The organism is Proteiniborus sp. DW1 (genome assembly GCF_900095305.1).
Lineage (GTDB): Bacteria > Bacillota > Clostridia > Tissierellales > Proteiniboraceae > Proteiniborus.
On sequence record NZ_FMDO01000038.1, the window covers coordinates 16,299 to 34,824 of the forward strand.

Here is an 18,526-nt window from a genome sequence, read left to right on the forward strand (position 1 = left end):
CTAGAGGTTTAAGGAGGTGTTTTTATGGCAAGGTTCTGCGAGGTATGTGGTAAGGGAAAAGTGTCAGGTCACTTAGTAACTTTCTCAAATAAGAAAAGTAATAGAACTTGGTCTCCAAATGTACGTAGAATAAGAGCTATGGTTAATGGAACTCCAAAGAGAATTTACGTATGTACAAGATGTATCAGATCAGGTAATGTTGAAAGAGCATTATAATAGATGGCTTCCAGTGCAATGGAAGCCTGTCTGATTTTTTGTATCTCTATTTTCAAATATTCATATCTAATTAATTTTATATAGAAACCAACCTAAACAAATAAAAAGTAAGCCCAATGCAAATATCCATGCTTTTATAGGTACTACTTGTATTATTATAATAACTCCTAAAATACCCAAAACCATTCCTAATAATTTTTTTATACTACCATCAATAAAATGCTTCTTAAAACTATATCTTCTATATCTTCTCATATAGACACCCCTTATAAGGCTACTAGTATTATATATTATTCAATTTCTAAATGAAGTGTTACAAAAAGAGCCAGCATTGCTGGCTCTCTCCTTGTTAATCCCTTGATCTTATAACAAGACAAATTCCCGATTCAACTTTTATTAAAGCTTCCTTATCCTTAACCTCATTACTTACTCCTAATGTAGTACCAAGTTTAAAGTCTACTGAATGAGTATCGTATTTAAAGCCTTTTAACGTAACCTTTGAATCAGTCAAAGGTATCACTGAAACAAAATGGTCAGGTTTATTATCTATCTTAAACATGTCTTTTGTAATAAATACTTCATTATGGCTATCAATAATGCTTGCATTGATATTTTGGTTAGCTAGTCTATATAAAATTAGAATATTTGCCAGGGAGTGGTCTAAACGGCTCCCTGTAACACCAAGAAACACAATATCATTTGCACCATAATCTATTGCATACTCTATAGCTAATTCTGTATCTGTTTTATCCTTATGACTTGGATACTTAATAAATTGCACTCCTTGCTCCTGAAAATCCTCAAATGTTTTATTATCAATTGAATCCAAATCTCCTACAATGATATCTGGCATTAGATCTTCATTATATAAGTGTCTGGCTCCTCCATCTGCACAAATAACCATGTCTGCATCATGATAATACTTAGCTAAATCAATATCTTTTAAATCCCCATTTGATACTATTAGCACCTTCATTTAATCACTCTCTTTATCTAATCTCTTTATTATAGGTTTTTATAGGTTTCCATAGCAGGATAATAATTATAACTGATATTATTAATTCTAATGCTAAATAGCTTCCATTATAACCCAAAGAATATAACCATGAGTTAATATCTCCAGCATTTTCTGAAAAGAATACAACTCCTGCTAACACATGACTAATAAATCTTCCGAGTATGGCTATGAAAATTCCCAATATTACTCCAACATATTCTAAGGTTTTGCTACCTATCTTTATGCTCTTTATATTCTTATAAAATCCACTTAGCCCTAGTAATCCAAAAGCTATAGGGTAATCTAAAAGAAATTGAATTGGATGAACAATATAAGGTTCTAAAACTGCTTGTAGTAATCCATATACTACTCCTACTAAAAGACCTGGTAAAGTCCCCCATCTTATGCCTATAAGTATTATGGGTATCATACTACCTGCTGTTACTGAGCCTCCAAAGGGTGCTTCATAAATTTTAAACATACTAAGTATGGTAGCTAGAGCTATCATGATACCACCCTCGGCCATAAATCTTACCTTTTCTTTTTTTGCAACTAAAATCATAAAAAAACCTCCCTTATGTTTTTAATATTGACTAGGGAGGGACTGTGTCTATTAAGTTACCACTACATAAATATAGGTAATGGATAATATAAAATAAACACTTCCCTACGCTAGTATTAACTAGATCAGGTTTAAGGGTCGAAGCTAAATTGCCTCCTCTCAGCATTAATGCTCCCCTAGTGATTATTCCTGTTCGCTTACATTATAGCAAATATTGTAAGCGTTGTAAAGCTAAATACTTTTAAATTTCTTAGTAATATTAACTATATCTTCACTATTGAATATTGCAGAACCTGCAACAAATATATTAGCTCCATATGATTCTATTTCTTTAATATTATCTAGTTTGATTCCACCATCAACTTGTATATCAATATTCAATTTACTATCTTCTATCATTTTTTTTAAATCAATTATTTTATCTTTCATCTGACTGATAAAAAACTGGCCACCAAATCCAGGATTAACAGTCATTATCAGTACCATGTCTATTTCATCAAGAATATATCTAATACTTTCAAGTGAAGTAGATGGATTTAAAGCAACCCCAGCTTTTATTCCAAAACTCTTTATATATTGTACTGTTCTATGAAGATGAACACAAGCTTCTTGATGAACAGTAATTATGTCTGCACCTGCATCTACAAAGTCTTTTATATACTGATCAGGTTTTTCTATCATCAAATGCACATCAAAAGGCACTTTAGTAACCTTTCTAAGCATTTTTATTACTGGTGCACCAAATGTAATATTGGGTACAAAATGACCATCCATCACATCAAGGTGAATAAAATCTGCTCCGCCTTCTTCAACTAATTTAATTTGTTCTTCTAATTTACTAAAATCTGCTGATAAAATAGAAGGAGCTATTTTAATCATAGTTAGTACCTCCTAATATCTTTTATTTCCTGTAGCATACTTAAGTAATTCTCATATCTTAATTTACTTATCTCACCATTGTCTACTGCTTCTTTCACTGCACAACCAGGCTCTTTATGATGTGAGCACCCTGAAAACCTGCAGGAATTGCTTTTGTCGAATATTTCAATAAAATAATACTGAAGCTCTTTTTCATTTAAGAAATCAATATCTAAAGTGCTAAATCCAGGAGTATCTACAACCCAACCACCTAAATCTAACTCTATAAGCTCAACATGTCTTGTAGTGTGTTTTCCTCTACTAGTCTTGTGACTAATATCGCCAGTTTGCAGCTTTAAGTTTGATTGGATGTTGTTTAATAGTGTAGATTTACCTACTCCAGATGGTCCTGCAAATACAGTTATTTTATCTTTAAGTAAATCCTTTATTTCATCGATACCTTGCTTAGTTTCACAGCTAGTTTTCACTATTTTATACCCTGCATTATGATAAATATTATAAATCTCATCTGCTTTTCCATCGGTATCCAAATCATATTTATTTATGCATATTATCACATCTAGTTCCTGATATGATGCTAGAAGCAAAAATCTATCTAGAAGCCATAAATTAGGCTCTGGTTTTTGCGCAGCAAACACTATTATAGCTTGATTTACATTTGAAACTGGAGGTCTTTTTAGTTCAGTAATTCTATCTAATATTTGTTCTACATAGCCTGTATTGTCCTCTTCGTTAACTCTAATTAAAACTCTATCTCCAGTAAGAGGAATGGTTTTATTCTTTCTAAAAAGCCCCCTAGCTCTACACTCATAGACTTTATTCTCTACTTTTACGTAATAAAAACCGCCTATGCCTTTAATAATAATTCCTTCTAGCATAAATCAGTTCTCCTTTATATAATTATATTTCATCAATAAACACACCATCAAAATAAACCTCATACTTTGCACTTCTCTTACCCTCAACTAAAACAGATATAGATTCTTCACTTGTACTGTGAACTTCATTATAAATTACTTCTCTTTCTCCATCTTGTATCCTATATATTTTGACCTCAACTTCATTTTTATCTTTTGGTAATATAATAGATAGGTTATTGTTTATTATTTCGTCTACATCTGTTTCTTTTTTGTCACTTCCATCTGGTTTTTCCATATCCTCCAGACCATTACTTACCGTTAGTTTTATAGTTGTGTTTTCTTCAACTTCTGAGCCAGCAGTAAGGTCTTGCCATATTATGATATCCTTATCTACATTTTCATTGTACTCATACTTGATGTCTACAACTAATCCTAAGTTTGTTAGCTCATTCTTAGCTTTATCTATATTTTCTCCGATTACATTTGGTACAATAACATATTTTATCTCAGGTCCATCACTAACGACTAATTTCACTGTAGAACCCTTAGGCACTCTTTGATTTTCTTCTGGTGTTTGACTTATAACGTAATCCTTTGGAATGTCACTATAAACACGTTCGGGAACACTGCGCAGTCCCTCAGATTCTAAAAGATTCTCAGCTTCATCTATATGTTTATTAACTACATATGGAACATCTACTTCTTCTACGCCCTTACTTATTGTAACATCAATAGGATATCCTTCTTTTACAGTCTCTCCAGCTTTTACACTTTGATCTATTACATGACCTTTTTCATATTCACTACTATAAACTTCACTCTTCACTCTCAAAACAAGGTTAATTTCGTTTAATTTTTCTTCTGCAACATCTTTATGAAGCCCTCTAACATCAATTACCTTTACTTCCTGACCCTGTATCTGGCCTCTAAGCCAAAGAAATCCTGCAGTTATCCCTATAGTCAACAATAAGGCTAAAATAATTGCTGTTAATGTAACTAACTTAGATGAGCCTCCTTTTTCATCTTTATAGATGTTATCACTATTCATATTACGTTTATCAACTTTTTTTCTTTGATTTTTCATTGAATCATTTCCCTCTTGGTTTATCAAAGTATCATCTATTCTTGGAATAATTCTAGTAGGTGAATCGTTGAAATTACTTATGTGAATTTCGTCACTATTTCTAAATTTTTTTAAGTCACTTAATAGAGTTTTGATATCACTATACCTTAAGCTTTGGTCTTTTTGAACGCATTTCATAATAATACTTTCCAAATCCAAAGGGATAGAGCTATCAATATGAGATGGAGGTTCTATATCCTCTTGTATATGTTTTAAAGCAACAGAAATAGGACTATCCCCTTGAAAAGGCACTGTACCAGTAATCATTTCGTACATAACTACTCCAAGAGAATAGATATCTGATTTTTCATCAGTATAGCCACCTCTAGCTTGCTCTGGTGAAAAATAATGAACAGAGCCTATAACGTTACTTGTATTAGTCACTGTAGAGGTAGTAGCAGCTCTGGCAATTCCAAAATCAGTTACCTTAACTATACCATCCTCTGTTACTAAAATATTATGAGGCTTAATATCTCTATGAACTATATGGTTTTCATGGGCATGGCTTAAGGCTTCAGCAATTTTAATAGCAATGTCTAGAGACTCTTCTATACTAAGCTGCCCTTTCTCTCTTATTAGTTGCTTCAAGGTTTTTCCATTAACAAATTCCATTACTATATAATGAATGTTATCCTCTACACCTACATCATAAATACTTACTATGTTAGGATGAGATAAACTTGCAGCTGCCTGAGATTCTCTTCTAAATTTATTAATAAAATCTTCATCATGTATGAATTCAGATCTTAGTATCTTTACAGCAACAAACCTATTTAGTAATCTGCATTTAGCCTTATAGACTAAAGCCATTCCTCCACCGCCAACTTTTTCGAGGATTTCATATCTATTTCCTAATATTTTCCCAATCATGTTTTCACCTCTTTTCAACAAATCTAATAATCATAACTGTTGTATTATCAAAACCACCCATTTCATTTGCTACATCTGTAAGTAAACAACAAGCTTGTCGTATATCCTCACAACTATTTAATACTTCTTTTATTTTCTCATCGCTTACTAAGTTAGTTAGTCCATCAGTACATAATATTATTAGATCACCATCATTTAGATTTCTATTAATTATATCAACCTTTATTTCAGTATCAGTACCTAATGCTCTTGTAATAATATTCTTTTGGGGATGATGAATAGCTTCTTCATTGCTAATACTTCCATTTCTAACTAATTCAGCTACAAGAGAATGATCTTGGGTCAACTGATACAGTTCATGTTCGCTAAATAAATATGCTCTACTATCACCCATATGCCCAATAAATATCTCATTATAGTGAATAATCCCTAAGGTGATTGTAGTTCCCATACCTACACAACTTTGATTATCTTTAGCTTCCTTTAATATTCTATTATTAGCCTCTAATAATGTTGTATTTATAAACCTTGGAATATCCAGGTTACCTTGAATAATATTCTCTTTATCTCTGCAATAGCTTTCTTTAATTGTATCAATTGCTAAAGAACTGGCCACTTCACCTGCATTGTGACCTCCCATACCATCTGCGACTACAAATAAAGGTAGTTTGTCATCATCTGAGTAATAATATGAATCCTGATTTATATTTCTTACTTTACCCACATCTGAACACGCACATATAAACATCTTAACACCCCGCTTCACAAGATAATGTAGTTTAAGAGTATCCCCTTTCAATATAGTCTCTTCTTAATTGTCCACAAGCAGCATTTACGTCTGCACCCATTTCTCTCCTTATAGTAGTGTTTATTCCGTTTTTAAGTAAAATATCTTTAAATTTAAGTACTGATTTTTCATTAGATTTTGTATGACTAAATTCTTTTATAGTATTAAGAGGAATTAGGTTAACGTGGCACAACATACCTTTTAGCAATTTAACTATTTCTAATGCGTCCTTCTGATGATCATTTACATCCTTAATTAAGGTATACTCAAAGGTTACCCTTCTGTTTGTTTTAGCAATATAATAACTACATGCTTCCATTATCTCGCGTATACTGTATTTCTTAGCTATTGGCATAATCTTTTTTCTCTCCTCATCAAATGGAGAATGAAGAGAAATAGATAGGTTAATGGGTATTCCCTCATCTGCTAAGTCAAAAATTCTAGGTACAAGACCACATGTTGAAATTGTAATATGTCTATAGCCTAAATTTTGTCCATTCTTATCATGTATGATTTTGAAAAATTTCATTACATTATTATAGTTATCTAGTGGTTCTCCACTACCCATTAATACTACATTTGAAATACTAATATTCTGTTCTTTCTGTATCTGATAAAATTGTTCCAGTATCTCTCCTGGTAATAGATGACGTACTAAACCACTTTTGGTTGAAGCACAGAACTCACATCCCATTCTACATCCTACCTGAGTAGATAGACATACAGAAGTTCCGTGTTTATATTTCATCATCACACTTTCAATAACATTTCCATCATCTAGTACAAATAAGTATTTTATGGTATCATCCTGTTTAGAATCTAGTCTCTCCGCAATCTTAAGGTTACTGACTCTATAATTAGAGTTCAGCTTGTCCCTGAGCCCCTGAGGAAGTTCTGTAATATCATCTATAGAAGAAACCATCTTCTGATGCATCCATTTAAATGCTTGGGCTGCTCGATACTTTTTTTCTCCAAGTTTTAGAAATATTTCCTCTAATTCTTCTATTTCAAGCGATTTTAAATCAGTTTTGTCCAAATAATCCCTCCTACAAATATTGCAAGACATAATATATTATATCATAATAAATAAAAATTTAACTATAAACATCTATATTTTAATCATCTTTGCAATAAAAAAGCCATCAGTATTATTAATATTGGGATATAGTTCAATATATCCATTTGCAGCTGATTTACTCAATTCAACATTATCTATACAATCCTCAAAACTAACTAATCGAAAATCATTATTATATTCAATGAATTTTCTTATTAGATAAATATTTTCCTCTTTTTGAATTGTACATGTACTATAAACAAGCGTCCCACCTTTTTTAACATATTTACTGCCATTTAGTAATATTTCAAATTGTAATTTTGTAATTGCTGATAAATCGTCTTTTTCCTTTCTCCATTTAATATCTGGCTTTCTTCTTATTAATCCTAGGCCTGAACATGGGGCATCCACAAGACAACAGTCAACCTTATTCACTAAATTTTCATCTAAATCTAGGGCATTATACTTTTCTGTATCAATAATTTTAATTCCTAATCGATTTATATTGCTTTCAACTAGCTTAAGTTTATGTTCATGAATATCTCTAGCTATTATCTTACCTTTATTTTTCATTTTTTGAGCAATATGAGTTGTCTTTCCTCCTGGTGCACAACAAACATCCACTACAAAGTCACCTGGCTTTGGATCCATTATTTGAGCTACTAACATAGAGCTTTCATCTTGTATTTGGAATAGTCCATCTTTAAATTCATCTGTGTCTGTAATTCTAACAGGATTATATATAATTATACAGTCATATGCATAGCTGCCTTCACCTATAATAAATCCTTTACTTTCTAACCTATCCATTAAATCTTTTTTGGAAATTTTTAAGGTATTTACTCTTATGTTTAATTTAGGTCTTTCATTATTGGCAATACAAAGTTCTTCAGTAAAATCCATACCAAAGTCATTTAACCAACTCTCTACCATCCATCTAGGATGAGAATACTTTACTGATAAATATTCAACAGGGTTTTTATGTTTTTCAGGTAATTTTAATTCATTTATATCTTTTGAGATATTTCTCAGTATGGCATTAACGTAACTTATAGAACCTTTATGACCATATTTTTTTGCTAATTTCACTGATTCATTGACAGCAGCACTATTTGGTATTCTATCCATAAAGAGTATTTGATAGACCCCAACTCTCAAAATTTCTTTAATTATAGGTGCAATTTTTCTAAGCTTCACTTTAGAAAATTGCATTATAACCCAGTCTATTAAAAGTTTATTTTCCATAACTCCATAGACTATTTCTCTTATTAAGGACTCATCTAAACTACTCAAATCATTGTCAATATTTCTTGTTATAGATATATTAGAATATGCCTTCTCCTCATTAATTTCGTTTAAAATTTTGATTGCAACTTCTCTAGGGTTTTTTTTCATTATTTCACCTCATAATATAAGCAAATATTAAAATATTTGCCTCCATGCAAATCTTTTATGCAGTGGCTTAATCAAAAATAAGGGACTAGACAGCCCCTTAACCTCTTTTTTATTGCAGCAATTTAAAAGCTGTATTATTTAATATGAGTTCTATTAGATATTATTTAAGTTAATTTTTATTTTAATAGAACCCCTACTTCAAAATCATTCCCTCTTAAAAAATCTGATACTGACATACTTTTTTTGCCTGGAAACTGAATTTGTTTTATGGCTATACATTTATCTAAAGTATTTACATATATTCCTTCATTATTAACTTTAACTACCTTACCACTTTCTTCATCATTGAATTTATTTACAATATCTACTTCCAATATTTTTATATTATTCTCTTTATATGTTGTAAATGCTCCTGGCCATGGCTGTGTACCACGAACTAAGTTTTGAATATCGATGGCTTTTTCATTCCAGTTGATTTTTCCAAGGTCTTTAGACATCATAGGTGCATAAGTAGCTTTTTCATGATCTTGTGGAATTCTAATTATAGAACCTCTTTCTAAATCCGCAATAGTATCTATTAGAAGTTCTGCTCCTAATTTCATCAGCCTATCATGTAGCTCACCTGCTGTTTCCCCATCAAGTATATCAACCTCTCTTTTTAGTAGCATATCACCAGAGTCTAATCCCTTTTCCATTAACATAGTAGTCACACCTGTGGTCTTTTCACCATTTATTATTGCCCAATTGATTGGAGCTGCTCCTCTATACTTAGGAAGAAGTGAAGCGTGAACATTTATGCATCCAAACCTAGGAATATTTAATATGCTTTCTTTTAAAATTTGCCCATAGGCTACTACAACTATTACATCTGGATTCTCATTTTTAATTATTTCAACACTTTCGCTTGAATTAACATTATCAGGCTGATATATATTTAATCCAAGTTCAAGGGCTCTTTCTTTTACTGGTGTATATTGAACTTTCTTGCCTCTTCCTTTTGCCTTATCAGCTTGAGAAATTACAAGAGATACATGGTGTCCATTATTATATAGTGCTTCAAGTGTTGGCACAGAAAAATCTGGAGTACCCATAAATACAACTTTCATCCTAACACTCCTATTCCTCTTCAATACTTACTAGCTTATCAGTATACAATATTCCATTTAAATGATCTATTTCATGGCAAAGCGCTCTAGCTAAAAGGTCAGTTCCTTCAATTACATTCTTATTTCCACCTAAATCTAAATATTCTACTGTCACTTTTTCAGGTCTACACACCTTACCACTTTTTCCTGGTATGCTCAAGCAACCTTCTAAATCAATGTTTTCTCCTTCTTCTCGGACTATATAAGGATTTATTAGTATTATTGGCCCTTCACCTATATCAATTACCACTACTTTTTTAAGAACACCAACCTGTGGAGCTGCTAGGCCAACTCCTTCTTCCTTATACATTGTTTCAAGCATATCCTGTACTAAAATCTTAACTCTCTCATCAATTACATCTACCTCTCTAGATTTTTTCCTTAAAATCGGATCATCTTCATACCTTAACTGTCTTATGGCCATTTTATAACCTCCTAAATAATTGAAACTGGATTAAAATCAATGCTTACACTTATATTCTTAGCATTATTTTTTTCTATGTTATCCTTATTTACCCTATCTATTGCCTTAGTTATCAAAGTAATATTGCTTCTCTTTGCTTTAATAATAATTTGACGTCTATACTTATTCTTTATTCTATATATTGGAGCCTCCATGGGGCCTATAATGGTTTCCTTATGTTCTGCACTATCGATCTGTTTAAATACTTCAAGCCTAATATCTCTTGCTATTGAGCTAGCCACATTGTAAGTATCCTTCTCATTTTCTCCCGATATTATAATATTTATTATATCTCTAAATGGTGGATAGTTAAATTCTTTTCTTATAGATATCTCTTTATTATAAAAATTTACATAATCATGAGATTTAGCAGTCATTATGCTATAATGCTCAGGTTCATAAGTCTGAAGAATTACCTTTCCATCATATTCTCCTCTTCCTGCCCTACCTCCAACTTGTGTTAATAACTGAAATGTTCTCTCAGAAGCCTTAAAATCTGGTATATTTAGTGTGAGATCAGCCGCTATTATTCCTACTAAAGTCACATTAGGGAAATCTAAGCCCTTTGTTATCATTTGAGTTCCAATAAGGATATCAATATCTCCCTTTTTCATTTTTTCAAATATTTTTTCATGACTTCCTTTTGCTGTAGTAGTATCCAAATCCATTCTAGAAACTCTTGCGTTAGGGAATAATCTCTTAATCTCTTCTTCTACTCTTTGTGTACCTGTACCAAAATACTTAATATATTTACTACCACAACTAGGACATATTGTTGGTGGTTTTAAGGCAAAGCCACAATAGTGACATTTTAGAGTATTTTGTGACATATGGTAGGTTAAAGAAATATCACATTCTTTACATTTTACAACATAGCCACATTTTCTACAAGAAATAAAAGTTGAAAATCCCCTTCTGTTCAAGAACAATATGGTTTGTTTATTAGCCCTAAGGTTTTCTAAGATAGAACTATATAGAGAATTGCTAAACATTGATTTGTTTCCATTATCAAGTTCTTTTTTCATATCTATAACTTCAATCTTAGGCATCTCTTTATTATTTACTCTGTTAGGTAATTCAATTAGTTTGTACTCACCTTGTTTAGCTTTATAATAGCTTTCAATAGATGGTGTTGCAGAGCCAAGAACTAAAGTAGCACCTTCAATTTCGCATCTTTTTTCTGCTACTTCTATTGCATTATATTTAGGATTCATACTTGATTTGTAGCTTGCCTCATGCTCCTCATCAATAATAATAAATGCCAGCTTATCAAAGGGAGCAAAGATTGCAGACCTAGCTCCTACAACTATTTGCACTTCTCCTTCTTTTATCTTTCTCCATTCATCGTATCTTTCACCATTTGACAATCTACTATGCAACACAGCCACATTGTTTCTAAATCTTCCTGCAAATCTTTCTACAGTTTGAGGGGTAAGTGATATTTCTGGAACTAATACAATTGCTTGTTTTCCTGACTCAAGGATTCTTTCAATTAAATTAAGATAGACTTCAGTTTTTCCACTTCCAGTTACTCCGTGTAGTAAGTACTTATTATACCCATTTTCAAGATAGTCTCTATATATCTTATCAATACAATCTTCTTGTTCTTTTGTCAGTTTTATTTTTTTATATGGATTGATCTCTTTTGTTATGGCATCCCTTTTGATTTCGACATCAACAATAGTTATAAAGCCTTTCTCTTCTAAAGCTTTCAATGAACTAAGACTACAGCTAGTCTCCACCATTATGTCTTTTAAGCTTATAGACTCAATATTCTTTAAATATTTTACGATTTCAATCTGCTTTATTGCATTTTTAGATAATGTATTGATTACTTCTTCTGTATCATTAGTAGAAAATACTCTTTTAACAAACCTCTCATATTTTTTATTTACTTCAGAGTTTATTTTTCTAGTAACTTGTATTATTTCATTCTTGGCAAGTGTATTTATGCTTGGATTGATATTTATTATTCCAGTTGCTTCTCTAATCTTTTGGAGTTCAGTTTCTCCATGCTTTTTTAAAAACTCTATTATTTTTAATTGATTCTTAGACTTGAGTTTTTCATAAACAGCCTCTTCATTATTCACTAACTTTATAATCTCAACCACCTTATTAATTGTACCTGATGGCATCATAGATTTTAGAATATCAGAATATTGAGCTAAATACCTATCTTTCATCCAAAAGCTTAGCTCAATGAGGTTTTTTGATAAAATAGGATCATCATTAAATATGTCTTTAATAGGCTTTATTCTACTTTTAGGTATCTCTGTATTATTGATAACATTTACTATTACTCCCTCAACAAGTTTATTGCCTTTTCCAAAAGGAACTAAAACCTTTTTCCCAACTTCTATATGTTTTTTATATTCTTCGGGTACAACATAAGTATAGAATCTATCAGTACTGGCGCTAGTATTATCTACGACTACTTCAACAAAATCTTTATCAGTCATAAAACCCAACCTTTCAAATAAATACATAAAGTATTTTAAAAGCTAGATATTTACATGATAAAGATTTACCTCTACCATATCAAATATCTAGCTCTAGTTAACAATTCAGCATTTCGATAACTTTATCAATAATAACCTTTGCTACATCTTCTTTTTTCATCATTGGATAGTCGGCTTTGGCTCCATTTTTATCAATAATTGTTACAATATTATTGTCGCTTTTAAATCCTGCATTCTCTGTTAAGACGTTATTAGCTACAATAAAATCTAGATTCTTTTTATCAATCTTTTTTAATGCATTATCAATAATATTTTCTGTCTCTGCAGCAAAACCTACTATTATTTGATTCTTTTTGATTTTTCCAAAATGTGCTGCAATATCTGGATTTTTAATAAATTTAAATTCTATTTCATCTTTCTCTTTTTTTATCTTATGTCCACTAACTGTAACTGGTCTATAGTCAAGCGGAGCTGCTGCCTTAATAAGTACCTGACAGTCATCAAAATGTTTCTCAATTGCATTAAGCATTTCTCGAGTTGTATTTACTTTAATAAGCTTAACTCCTATTGGTGGCTCTAGATTCACTGGACCAGTTATTAGAATAACCTCTGCACCTCTTTGCTGCGCCACTTTAGCTAAAGCAAACCCCATTTTCCCACTAGAATAGTTAGTCATATATCTTACTGGGTCAAGAGGTTCAATTGTAGGACCAGCAGTAATAATAAACTTTTTTCCCTTAAGCTGATTATTGGCAAATAGGTTTGTCAGGTAGTCAATTATATCAATAGGTTCTGCCATCTTACCCTCTCCAATATCTCCACAGGCTAATCTACCGGAACCAGGATTAATAAATTCATAACCAAGGCTTTTTAGTTTATTCATATTTTCTTTAAAAATAACATTATTATACATGTTTGTATTCATAGCAGGTGCAAAAACCACTTTTGCTCTAGTAGCCATTATCGTAGTACTAAGCATATCGTCTGCAATACCATTGGCTACCTTACCAATAATATTAGCTGTGGCAGGTGCTATTATAAACAAATCTGCCTTCTTTGCTAAAGAAATATGTTGTATATCCCATTGTTTCGGTTCATTAAACATATCTACTGTAACTGGATTTTGAGATATTGATTGAAAAGTTAAAGGTGTTACAAACTCAGTTGCAGATTTAGTCATTATGACGTCTACATTTGCGTTTAACTTTTTTAATCTGCTAACTACATCTACCGCCTTATATACAGCAATACCTCCTGTAACTCCCATTACTATGTTTTTTCCACTGAACATTTAGACACCTCACAGGATAATTATTTATTTGCTTGTGGTCTTGTATAGGTAACCTTATTTTCTGATACTTCCTGTACTGCAATAGATACTGGTTTGTTAGATTTTGGTTCTACTAGAGGCTCTGCCCCATCCACAATTTGTCTAGCTCTTTTAGAAACTAATAATACTAAGGTATATCTACTATCTACATTTTTCAATAAGTCATTAATTGAAGGGTATAACATAAAAAAACCTCCTAAATCTTATTAATAATGTCTAACTGTCTGCTAACTTTACATCTTTCAGCATCAATAATAGCTTCTATTTTTTTTACTGCTGTTTCAATTTCATCATTGAGTACCACATAGTCATACTTAAGAACATGTTCAACTTCTTCATAAGCAGCTTCTAATCTCTTTGAAATTGCTTCTTCTGTCTCTGTTCCTCTGTTAATAATCCTCTTCTTTAATTCTTCCATTGAAGGTGGCATTATGAAAATAAAGACCCCATCTGGATATATTTCTTTTACTTTAAGTGCTCCTTGTATATCAATCTCAAGCAAAACATCCTGTCCATTTTCAATTTTATCAAGGACATACTTTTTAGGAGTACCATAATAATTACCATGTACATATGCATATTCAAGAAATTCTTCTCTTTTTACCATATCTTCGAATTCTTCTTTACTAATGAAAAAGTAACTTATTTTATCAATTTCACCTGCTCTCGCCTTTCTTGTTGTAGCAGAAACTGATAAGCTAATTCTGTCATTATCAGCCAATAGGCGTTTGCATACAGTCCCTTTGCCTACACCAGATGGACCCGAAATTACAATAAGCAACCCATTTCCCATGTAGCTCTCCTCTTTTCGTAATATAATTATTCTATTTCATTGGTATCTTTATTATTTAATCTATGTGCAACTGTTTCTGGCTGTACTGCAGATAAAATAATATGATCACTATCTGTAATAACTACAGCTCTTGTCCTTCTACCGTAAGTAGCATCAATAAGCATTCCTCTATCCCTTGCTTCTTGTATTATTCTTTTAATTGGTGCCGATTCAGGACTTACTACAGCTATAATCCTATTTGCAGACACTATATTACCAAAACCTATGTTAATCAGCTTAATACTCATGCTCATCCTCCTCAAATAAAAAATAAATTACTCAATGTTTTGGATTTGTTCTCTAATCTTTTCCATTTCACTTTTTAGCTCAACAACATAATTAGTGACCAAAATATCTCCAACTTTTGAACCAATTGTATTTACTTCTCTGTTCATCTCTTGAACTAAAAAGTCTAACTTTCTACCTATAGAATCATCTCCTGAGTCCAAGGTATCAATAAATTGATTTATATGACTATATAGTCTGACTATTTCTTCGTCAATACTGCATTTATCAGCATAAAAAGCTACTTCGTTAGCTAGTTTGCTTTCATCAATTTCATATTTCTCATCTAACAGCTCTTTAATTCTATTCCAAAGCTTTTCCTTATATTCTATTACTACTAAAGGTGCTCTGTTTTCAATTTGATTAACTATGTCACGTATATTAAGGAGTTTTGCTTTAATATTTTTAGAAAGCTCAAGACCTTCCTCAACTCTCATAGAAATCAAGTTTGTTAAAGCCATGTCTACTGCCTTACTTAGACATAGCCATATTTCATCTTCATCTTCTTCCTTTTTCTTTGTTTTTAGTATGTCTGGAAATCTAGCAAATAGCTCTACAGAAATATCTCTTTTTAATCCGATCTCATCACATAGTAAATCTATAGCACTTTTATAAGACCTAGCTAAAGGTAAGTCAACATTTACCTCAATATCTCCTTCTCCGACATATTCTAGGTTAATATAAGTCTCCACTCTTCCTCTACTAATTACATTTCGAATTTTCTTCTTTACATTTTCTTCAAGATATGAAATATGTTTGGGCATTTTCACTAAAGTATCATTATACCTATGATTTACAGATCTAATCTCTACAGTGAAATTCCTTAATCCATCATTCATTTCTCCTCTACCAAATCCTGTCATACTCTTTACCAAGCTACTCATCCTTCCCAACTATTATAATCAATTTTACCATAAAATACACTAGTGTCAATGTCATGAAGCCAGTAATATCAATATATAGTTTAATTCTATCCATATATTACTTTTGAATACTTTATAAATTATCTAGAAAATATAAAATCAAGCACCTTATGCTAATAATATTAACATAAAGAAAATTCTTATTGAACTCCATTGGTAAAAAAACTCTTTGGATAGTTCTAAAGTATAACTTTCTTATTCGTTATAAATTATTTGACTCTATATCTGTCAATCCTTCATGGTATTACGAAATCTTAATAATTAAATTTTGAATAAAGTCTTTTATTATCGTTTTAGTTATTTTTATAATGTTTTATGATATTAATCATTTATTTAAAATATTTTCAGCTTTCTAGAATTTTATTGTAAAATACAAATAAGGAAGTTCATTAAATAAAATTAAATAGAACTTTCCCATTGGTTTTAAAAAATGTTATACTTTATTAAAACTTATTTGGAGGAATAACTTATGTCTTTTGACGGAATAGTAATGAGTTCATTAGTATATGAGCTAGCTAACTTGCTAGTAAACGGGAGGATAGAGAAAGTACATCAGCCTGAGAATGATGAAATAATCTTAAACATACGAAAAGATAGCAAAAATTACAAACTGCTTATCTCTGCAAGTAGCAGTAACCCTAGGATTTATGTTACAAATAATACAAAAGCAAATCCAAACACTCCACCTATGTTTTGCATGCTTCTTAGAAAACATATTCAAAGTGGAAAAATATTAGACATTTATCAATATTCTTTAGATAGAGTCCTTTGCATAGATATACAAAGTCTAGATGAGCTTGGAGTACTGTCTACTAAAACTTTAATTATAGAAATTATGGGAAAACACAGTAATATTATTTTAATCGACAAAAATTCAAATAAAATCATTGATTCTGTAAAACGTGTCCCTATATCTGTAAGTAGTGTTAGACAAATTTTACCTGGCCTTGAGTACAATACCCCCCCTTCTCAGGATAAAATGTATCCTATTCATCTATCTAGGGAGAATTTTATTGATTTTATATATAGGTGCGAAAAAGGAAAACCTGTATATAAAGCATTATATGGAAATATTATTGGTCTAAGCCCTTTATTAGCAAGAGAAATATGCTTCAGAGCTAACTTAGAAGTAGATTTAATAGTAGGAGAATTAGATAATACAAAAATTGAGAGTCTTTATATCTCTTTTGAAAAATTTTATGAAAATATAATTAAAAAAGTATATTCACCAACGGTAATACTGGATGAGAATGAAAGTGAAATTATAGGCTTCTCAACCATAGATATACTACAATATGGTAAGCTTCCAAAAAAACATTACTCTTCTATAAATGAATTGTTAGAGGATTTCTATATTACAAGAGATAAAATAGACAGAATTAAACATAAGTCCATTGACTTGAGAAAATCCGTTTCCGTAAAGCTTGATAGAGCTCTTAATAAATTTGCGAAACAAAAAGAAGAGCTCTTGGAAGCAGAAGAAAGAGAAATATTTAAGATATATGGTGATTTGTTGACTGCAAATCTTCATAAGATTGAAAAAAAACAAACTTCAGTTGTTTTGGAAAACTTTTATAGTGAGAACTTAGATAAGATTAAAATAGCGTTAGATCCTAGGTTATCACCTATTCAAAATGCTCAAAGATATTATAAAAAATATAATAAACTAAAAAACGCATATCATCTTGTTAGTGAACAAATCATAAAAACACAAGAAGAAATAGATTATTTAGAAAATATACTAATTAGCCTTGAAAACTGCACAGAACTTAGCGAATTAGAGGAAATAAGAGAAGAGCTGATTAGTGAAGGCTATATAAAAAAATCTTCATCAAAAATAAAAAAGAAAGAAAAAGAAATATCCTCCATTCCACTTCATTTTATTTCTTCGGATGGATATGATATTTTTGTTGGAAAAAATAATAAGCAGAATGATTATCTTACCTTGAAACTTTCTAATAAAGATGATATATGGATGCATACTAAAAATATACCTGGCTCTCATGTAATTATTAAAAATAAGAATAATCAGATTCCCGAAACCACCATATTAGAGGCAGCAATACTCGCAGCCTACTATAGTAAGGCTAGGTTATCTAGTAATGTGCCAGTAGATTATACCGAAAGAAAAAATGTCAAGAAACCTAATGGCGCCAAGCCAGGTATGGTTATATATGATTATTATAATACGGTCTATGTAACGCCTGAGAAAACTTTAATAAATAATTTTGTCAAATCAAAATAATAACCAAAACTAGACTCCAGCATAAAGTAGTGCTGGAGTTTATTGTTTCTCTATAAAACCTTTCTTATAACGAATAAGAAAGGTCTACTTTGCAGTCC

19 protein-coding genes and 1 riboswitch are annotated in these 18,526 nt (G+C 31.1%); of the genes, 2 read left to right on the forward strand and 17 right to left on the reverse strand.

Annotated elements, in window-relative coordinates; translation table 11 throughout:
• The first annotated feature begins 24 nt into the window (after nucleotides 1-24).
• A complete protein-coding gene (gene rpmB / locus DW1_RS09600) occupies nucleotides 25-216 on the forward strand; it encodes a 50S ribosomal protein L28 (RefSeq protein ID WP_074350406.1) in 192 nt (63 codons plus the stop codon).
• Nucleotides 217-282: 66 nt separating this feature from the next.
• On the opposite strand, the gene DW1_RS09605 is transcribed toward rpmB, so the two are convergent.
• The 17 genes from DW1_RS09605 to DW1_RS09685 all read right to left on the reverse strand — a co-directional run bounded on the left by DW1_RS09605 (nucleotide 283) and on the right by DW1_RS09685 (nucleotide 16,144).
• Nucleotides 283-471, reverse strand: coding sequence for a hypothetical protein (locus DW1_RS09605; RefSeq protein WP_074350407.1), 189 nt, complete (start codon nucleotides 469-471; stop codon nucleotides 283-285).
• 94 nt (nucleotides 472-565) lie between these two features.
• The gene (locus tag DW1_RS09610) at nucleotides 566-1,192 is read right to left on the reverse strand and encodes a thiamine diphosphokinase (protein WP_074350408.1); all 627 of its coding nucleotides are present in this window, start codon (nucleotides 1,190-1,192) and stop codon (nucleotides 566-568) included.
• Nucleotides 1,193-1,205: 13 nt separating this feature from the next.
• Nucleotides 1,206-1,775 (reverse strand): energy-coupled thiamine transporter ThiT, encoded by a 570-nt coding sequence (gene thiT, locus DW1_RS09615; protein ID WP_074350409.1) that lies wholly within the window; start codon nucleotides 1,773-1,775, stop codon nucleotides 1,206-1,208.
• 85 nt (nucleotides 1,776-1,860) lie between these two features.
• A riboswitch (TPP riboswitch) is annotated at nucleotides 1,861-1,963 on the reverse strand.
• Between the two features lie 43 nt (nucleotides 1,964-2,006).
• On the reverse strand, nucleotides 2,007-2,654 hold the full coding sequence (rpe, locus tag DW1_RS09620) for a ribulose-phosphate 3-epimerase (protein WP_200800502.1): 648 nt from the start codon (nucleotides 2,652-2,654) through the stop codon (nucleotides 2,007-2,009).
• 2 nt (nucleotides 2,655-2,656) lie between these two features.
• Nucleotides 2,657-3,532, reverse strand: coding sequence for a ribosome small subunit-dependent GTPase A (gene rsgA, locus DW1_RS09625; RefSeq protein WP_074350410.1), 876 nt, complete (start codon nucleotides 3,530-3,532; stop codon nucleotides 2,657-2,659).
• 22 nt (nucleotides 3,533-3,554) lie between these two features.
• On the reverse strand, nucleotides 3,555-5,507 hold the full coding sequence (pknB, locus tag DW1_RS09630) for a Stk1 family PASTA domain-containing Ser/Thr kinase (RefSeq protein ID WP_074350411.1): 1,953 nt from the start codon (nucleotides 5,505-5,507) through the stop codon (nucleotides 3,555-3,557).
• Nucleotides 5,508-5,511: 4 nt separating this feature from the next.
• The gene (locus DW1_RS09635) at nucleotides 5,512-6,255 is read right to left on the reverse strand and encodes a Stp1/IreP family PP2C-type Ser/Thr phosphatase (RefSeq protein ID WP_074350412.1); all 744 of its coding nucleotides are present in this window, start codon (nucleotides 6,253-6,255) and stop codon (nucleotides 5,512-5,514) included.
• A 31-nt stretch (nucleotides 6,256-6,286) separates the two neighbouring features.
• Nucleotides 6,287-7,330, reverse strand: coding sequence for a dual-specificity RNA methyltransferase RlmN (gene rlmN / locus DW1_RS09640; RefSeq protein WP_074350413.1), 1,044 nt, complete (start codon nucleotides 7,328-7,330; stop codon nucleotides 6,287-6,289).
• 72 nt (nucleotides 7,331-7,402) lie between these two features.
• Nucleotides 7,403-8,746: a 16S rRNA (cytosine(967)-C(5))-methyltransferase RsmB gene (gene rsmB, locus DW1_RS09645; RefSeq protein ID WP_074350414.1), complete on the reverse strand. Its 1,344-nt coding sequence runs from the start codon at nucleotides 8,744-8,746 to the stop codon at nucleotides 7,403-7,405.
• Between the two features lie 176 nt (nucleotides 8,747-8,922).
• Nucleotides 8,923-9,852: a methionyl-tRNA formyltransferase gene (fmt, locus tag DW1_RS09650; RefSeq protein ID WP_074350415.1), complete on the reverse strand. Its 930-nt coding sequence runs from the start codon at nucleotides 9,850-9,852 to the stop codon at nucleotides 8,923-8,925.
• Nucleotides 9,853-9,862: 10 nt separating this feature from the next.
• On the reverse strand, nucleotides 9,863-10,315 hold the full coding sequence (def, locus tag DW1_RS09655) for a peptide deformylase (RefSeq protein ID WP_074350416.1): 453 nt from the start codon (nucleotides 10,313-10,315) through the stop codon (nucleotides 9,863-9,865).
• A gap of 11 nt (nucleotides 10,316-10,326) precedes the next feature.
• Nucleotides 10,327-12,813 carry a primosomal protein N' gene (priA, locus tag DW1_RS09660; RefSeq protein WP_074350417.1) on the reverse strand — a complete coding sequence of 829 codons (2,487 nt, stop codon included), beginning with the start codon at nucleotides 12,811-12,813 and terminating at the stop codon, nucleotides 10,327-10,329.
• Nucleotides 12,814-12,910: 97 nt separating this feature from the next.
• Nucleotides 12,911-14,104: a bifunctional phosphopantothenoylcysteine decarboxylase/phosphopantothenate--cysteine ligase CoaBC gene (coaBC, locus tag DW1_RS09665; protein WP_074350418.1), complete on the reverse strand. Its 1,194-nt coding sequence runs from the start codon at nucleotides 14,102-14,104 to the stop codon at nucleotides 12,911-12,913.
• 20 nt (nucleotides 14,105-14,124) lie between these two features.
• Nucleotides 14,125-14,328 (reverse strand): DNA-directed RNA polymerase subunit omega, encoded by a 204-nt coding sequence (gene rpoZ / locus DW1_RS09670; RefSeq protein WP_074350419.1) that lies wholly within the window; start codon nucleotides 14,326-14,328, stop codon nucleotides 14,125-14,127.
• 11 nt (nucleotides 14,329-14,339) lie between these two features.
• Entirely contained in the window at nucleotides 14,340-14,936 is a 597-nt protein-coding gene (gene gmk, locus DW1_RS09675) for a guanylate kinase (protein WP_074350420.1), read from the reverse strand.
• 26 nt (nucleotides 14,937-14,962) lie between these two features.
• The gene (locus DW1_RS09680; RefSeq protein WP_074350421.1) at nucleotides 14,963-15,223 is read right to left on the reverse strand and encodes an extracellular matrix/biofilm regulator RemA; all 261 of its coding nucleotides are present in this window, start codon (nucleotides 15,221-15,223) and stop codon (nucleotides 14,963-14,965) included.
• A 27-nt stretch (nucleotides 15,224-15,250) separates the two neighbouring features.
• Nucleotides 15,251-16,144 (reverse strand): YicC/YloC family endoribonuclease, encoded by an 894-nt coding sequence (locus tag DW1_RS09685; protein ID WP_347499720.1) that lies wholly within the window; start codon nucleotides 16,142-16,144, stop codon nucleotides 15,251-15,253.
• Nucleotides 16,145-16,652: 508 nt separating this feature from the next.
• On the opposite strand from DW1_RS09685, the gene DW1_RS09690 reads away from it, so the two are divergent.
• Nucleotides 16,653-18,428, forward strand: coding sequence for an Rqc2 family fibronectin-binding protein (locus DW1_RS09690; RefSeq protein WP_074350423.1), 1,776 nt, complete (start codon nucleotides 16,653-16,655; stop codon nucleotides 18,426-18,428).
• Nucleotides 18,429-18,526: the final 98 nt, after the last annotated feature.

Excerpts from the sequence above, each read along its gene's own strand:
- rpmB (WP_074350406.1), top strand. The coding sequence starts at position 25 with ATGGCAAGGTTCTGCGAGGTATGTGGTAAGGGAAAAGTGTCAGGTCAC.
- DW1_RS09605 (WP_074350407.1), bottom strand. The coding sequence starts at position 471 with ATGAGAAGATATAGAAGATATAGTTTTAAGAAGCATTTTATTGATGGT.
- DW1_RS09610 (WP_074350408.1), bottom strand. The coding sequence starts at position 1,192 with ATGAAGGTGCTAATAGTATCAAATGGGGATTTAAAAGATATTGATTTA.
- thiT (WP_074350409.1), bottom strand. The coding sequence starts at position 1,775 with ATGATTTTAGTTGCAAAAAAAGAAAAGGTAAGATTTATGGCCGAGGGT.
- rpe (WP_200800502.1), bottom strand. The coding sequence starts at position 2,654 with ATGATTAAAATAGCTCCTTCTATTTTATCAGCAGATTTTAGTAAATTA.
- rsgA (WP_074350410.1), bottom strand. The coding sequence starts at position 3,532 with ATGCTAGAAGGAATTATTATTAAAGGCATAGGCGGTTTTTATTACGTA.
- pknB (WP_074350411.1), bottom strand. The coding sequence starts at position 5,507 with ATGATTGGGAAAATATTAGGAAATAGATATGAAATCCTCGAAAAAGTT.
- DW1_RS09635 (WP_074350412.1), bottom strand. The coding sequence starts at position 6,255 with ATGTTTATATGTGCGTGTTCAGATGTGGGTAAAGTAAGAAATATAAAT.
- rsmB (WP_074350414.1), bottom strand. The coding sequence starts at position 8,746 with ATGAAAAAAAACCCTAGAGAAGTTGCAATCAAAATTTTAAACGAAATT.
- fmt (WP_074350415.1), bottom strand. The coding sequence starts at position 9,852 with ATGAAAGTTGTATTTATGGGTACTCCAGATTTTTCTGTGCCAACACTT.
- def (WP_074350416.1), bottom strand. The coding sequence starts at position 10,315 with ATGGCCATAAGACAGTTAAGGTATGAAGATGATCCGATTTTAAGGAAA.
- priA (WP_074350417.1), bottom strand. The coding sequence starts at position 12,813 with ATGACTGATAAAGATTTTGTTGAAGTAGTCGTAGATAATACTAGCGCC.
- coaBC (WP_074350418.1), bottom strand. The coding sequence starts at position 14,104 with ATGTTCAGTGGAAAAAACATAGTAATGGGAGTTACAGGAGGTATTGCT.
- rpoZ (WP_074350419.1), bottom strand. The coding sequence starts at position 14,328 with ATGTTATACCCTTCAATTAATGACTTATTGAAAAATGTAGATAGTAGA.
- gmk (WP_074350420.1), bottom strand. The coding sequence starts at position 14,936 with ATGGGAAATGGGTTGCTTATTGTAATTTCGGGTCCATCTGGTGTAGGC.
- DW1_RS09680 (WP_074350421.1), bottom strand. The coding sequence starts at position 15,223 with ATGAGTATTAAGCTGATTAACATAGGTTTTGGTAATATAGTGTCTGCA.
- DW1_RS09685 (WP_347499720.1), bottom strand. The coding sequence starts at position 16,144 with ATGAGTAGCTTGGTAAAGAGTATGACAGGATTTGGTAGAGGAGAAATG.
- DW1_RS09690 (WP_074350423.1), top strand. The coding sequence starts at position 16,653 with ATGTCTTTTGACGGAATAGTAATGAGTTCATTAGTATATGAGCTAGCT.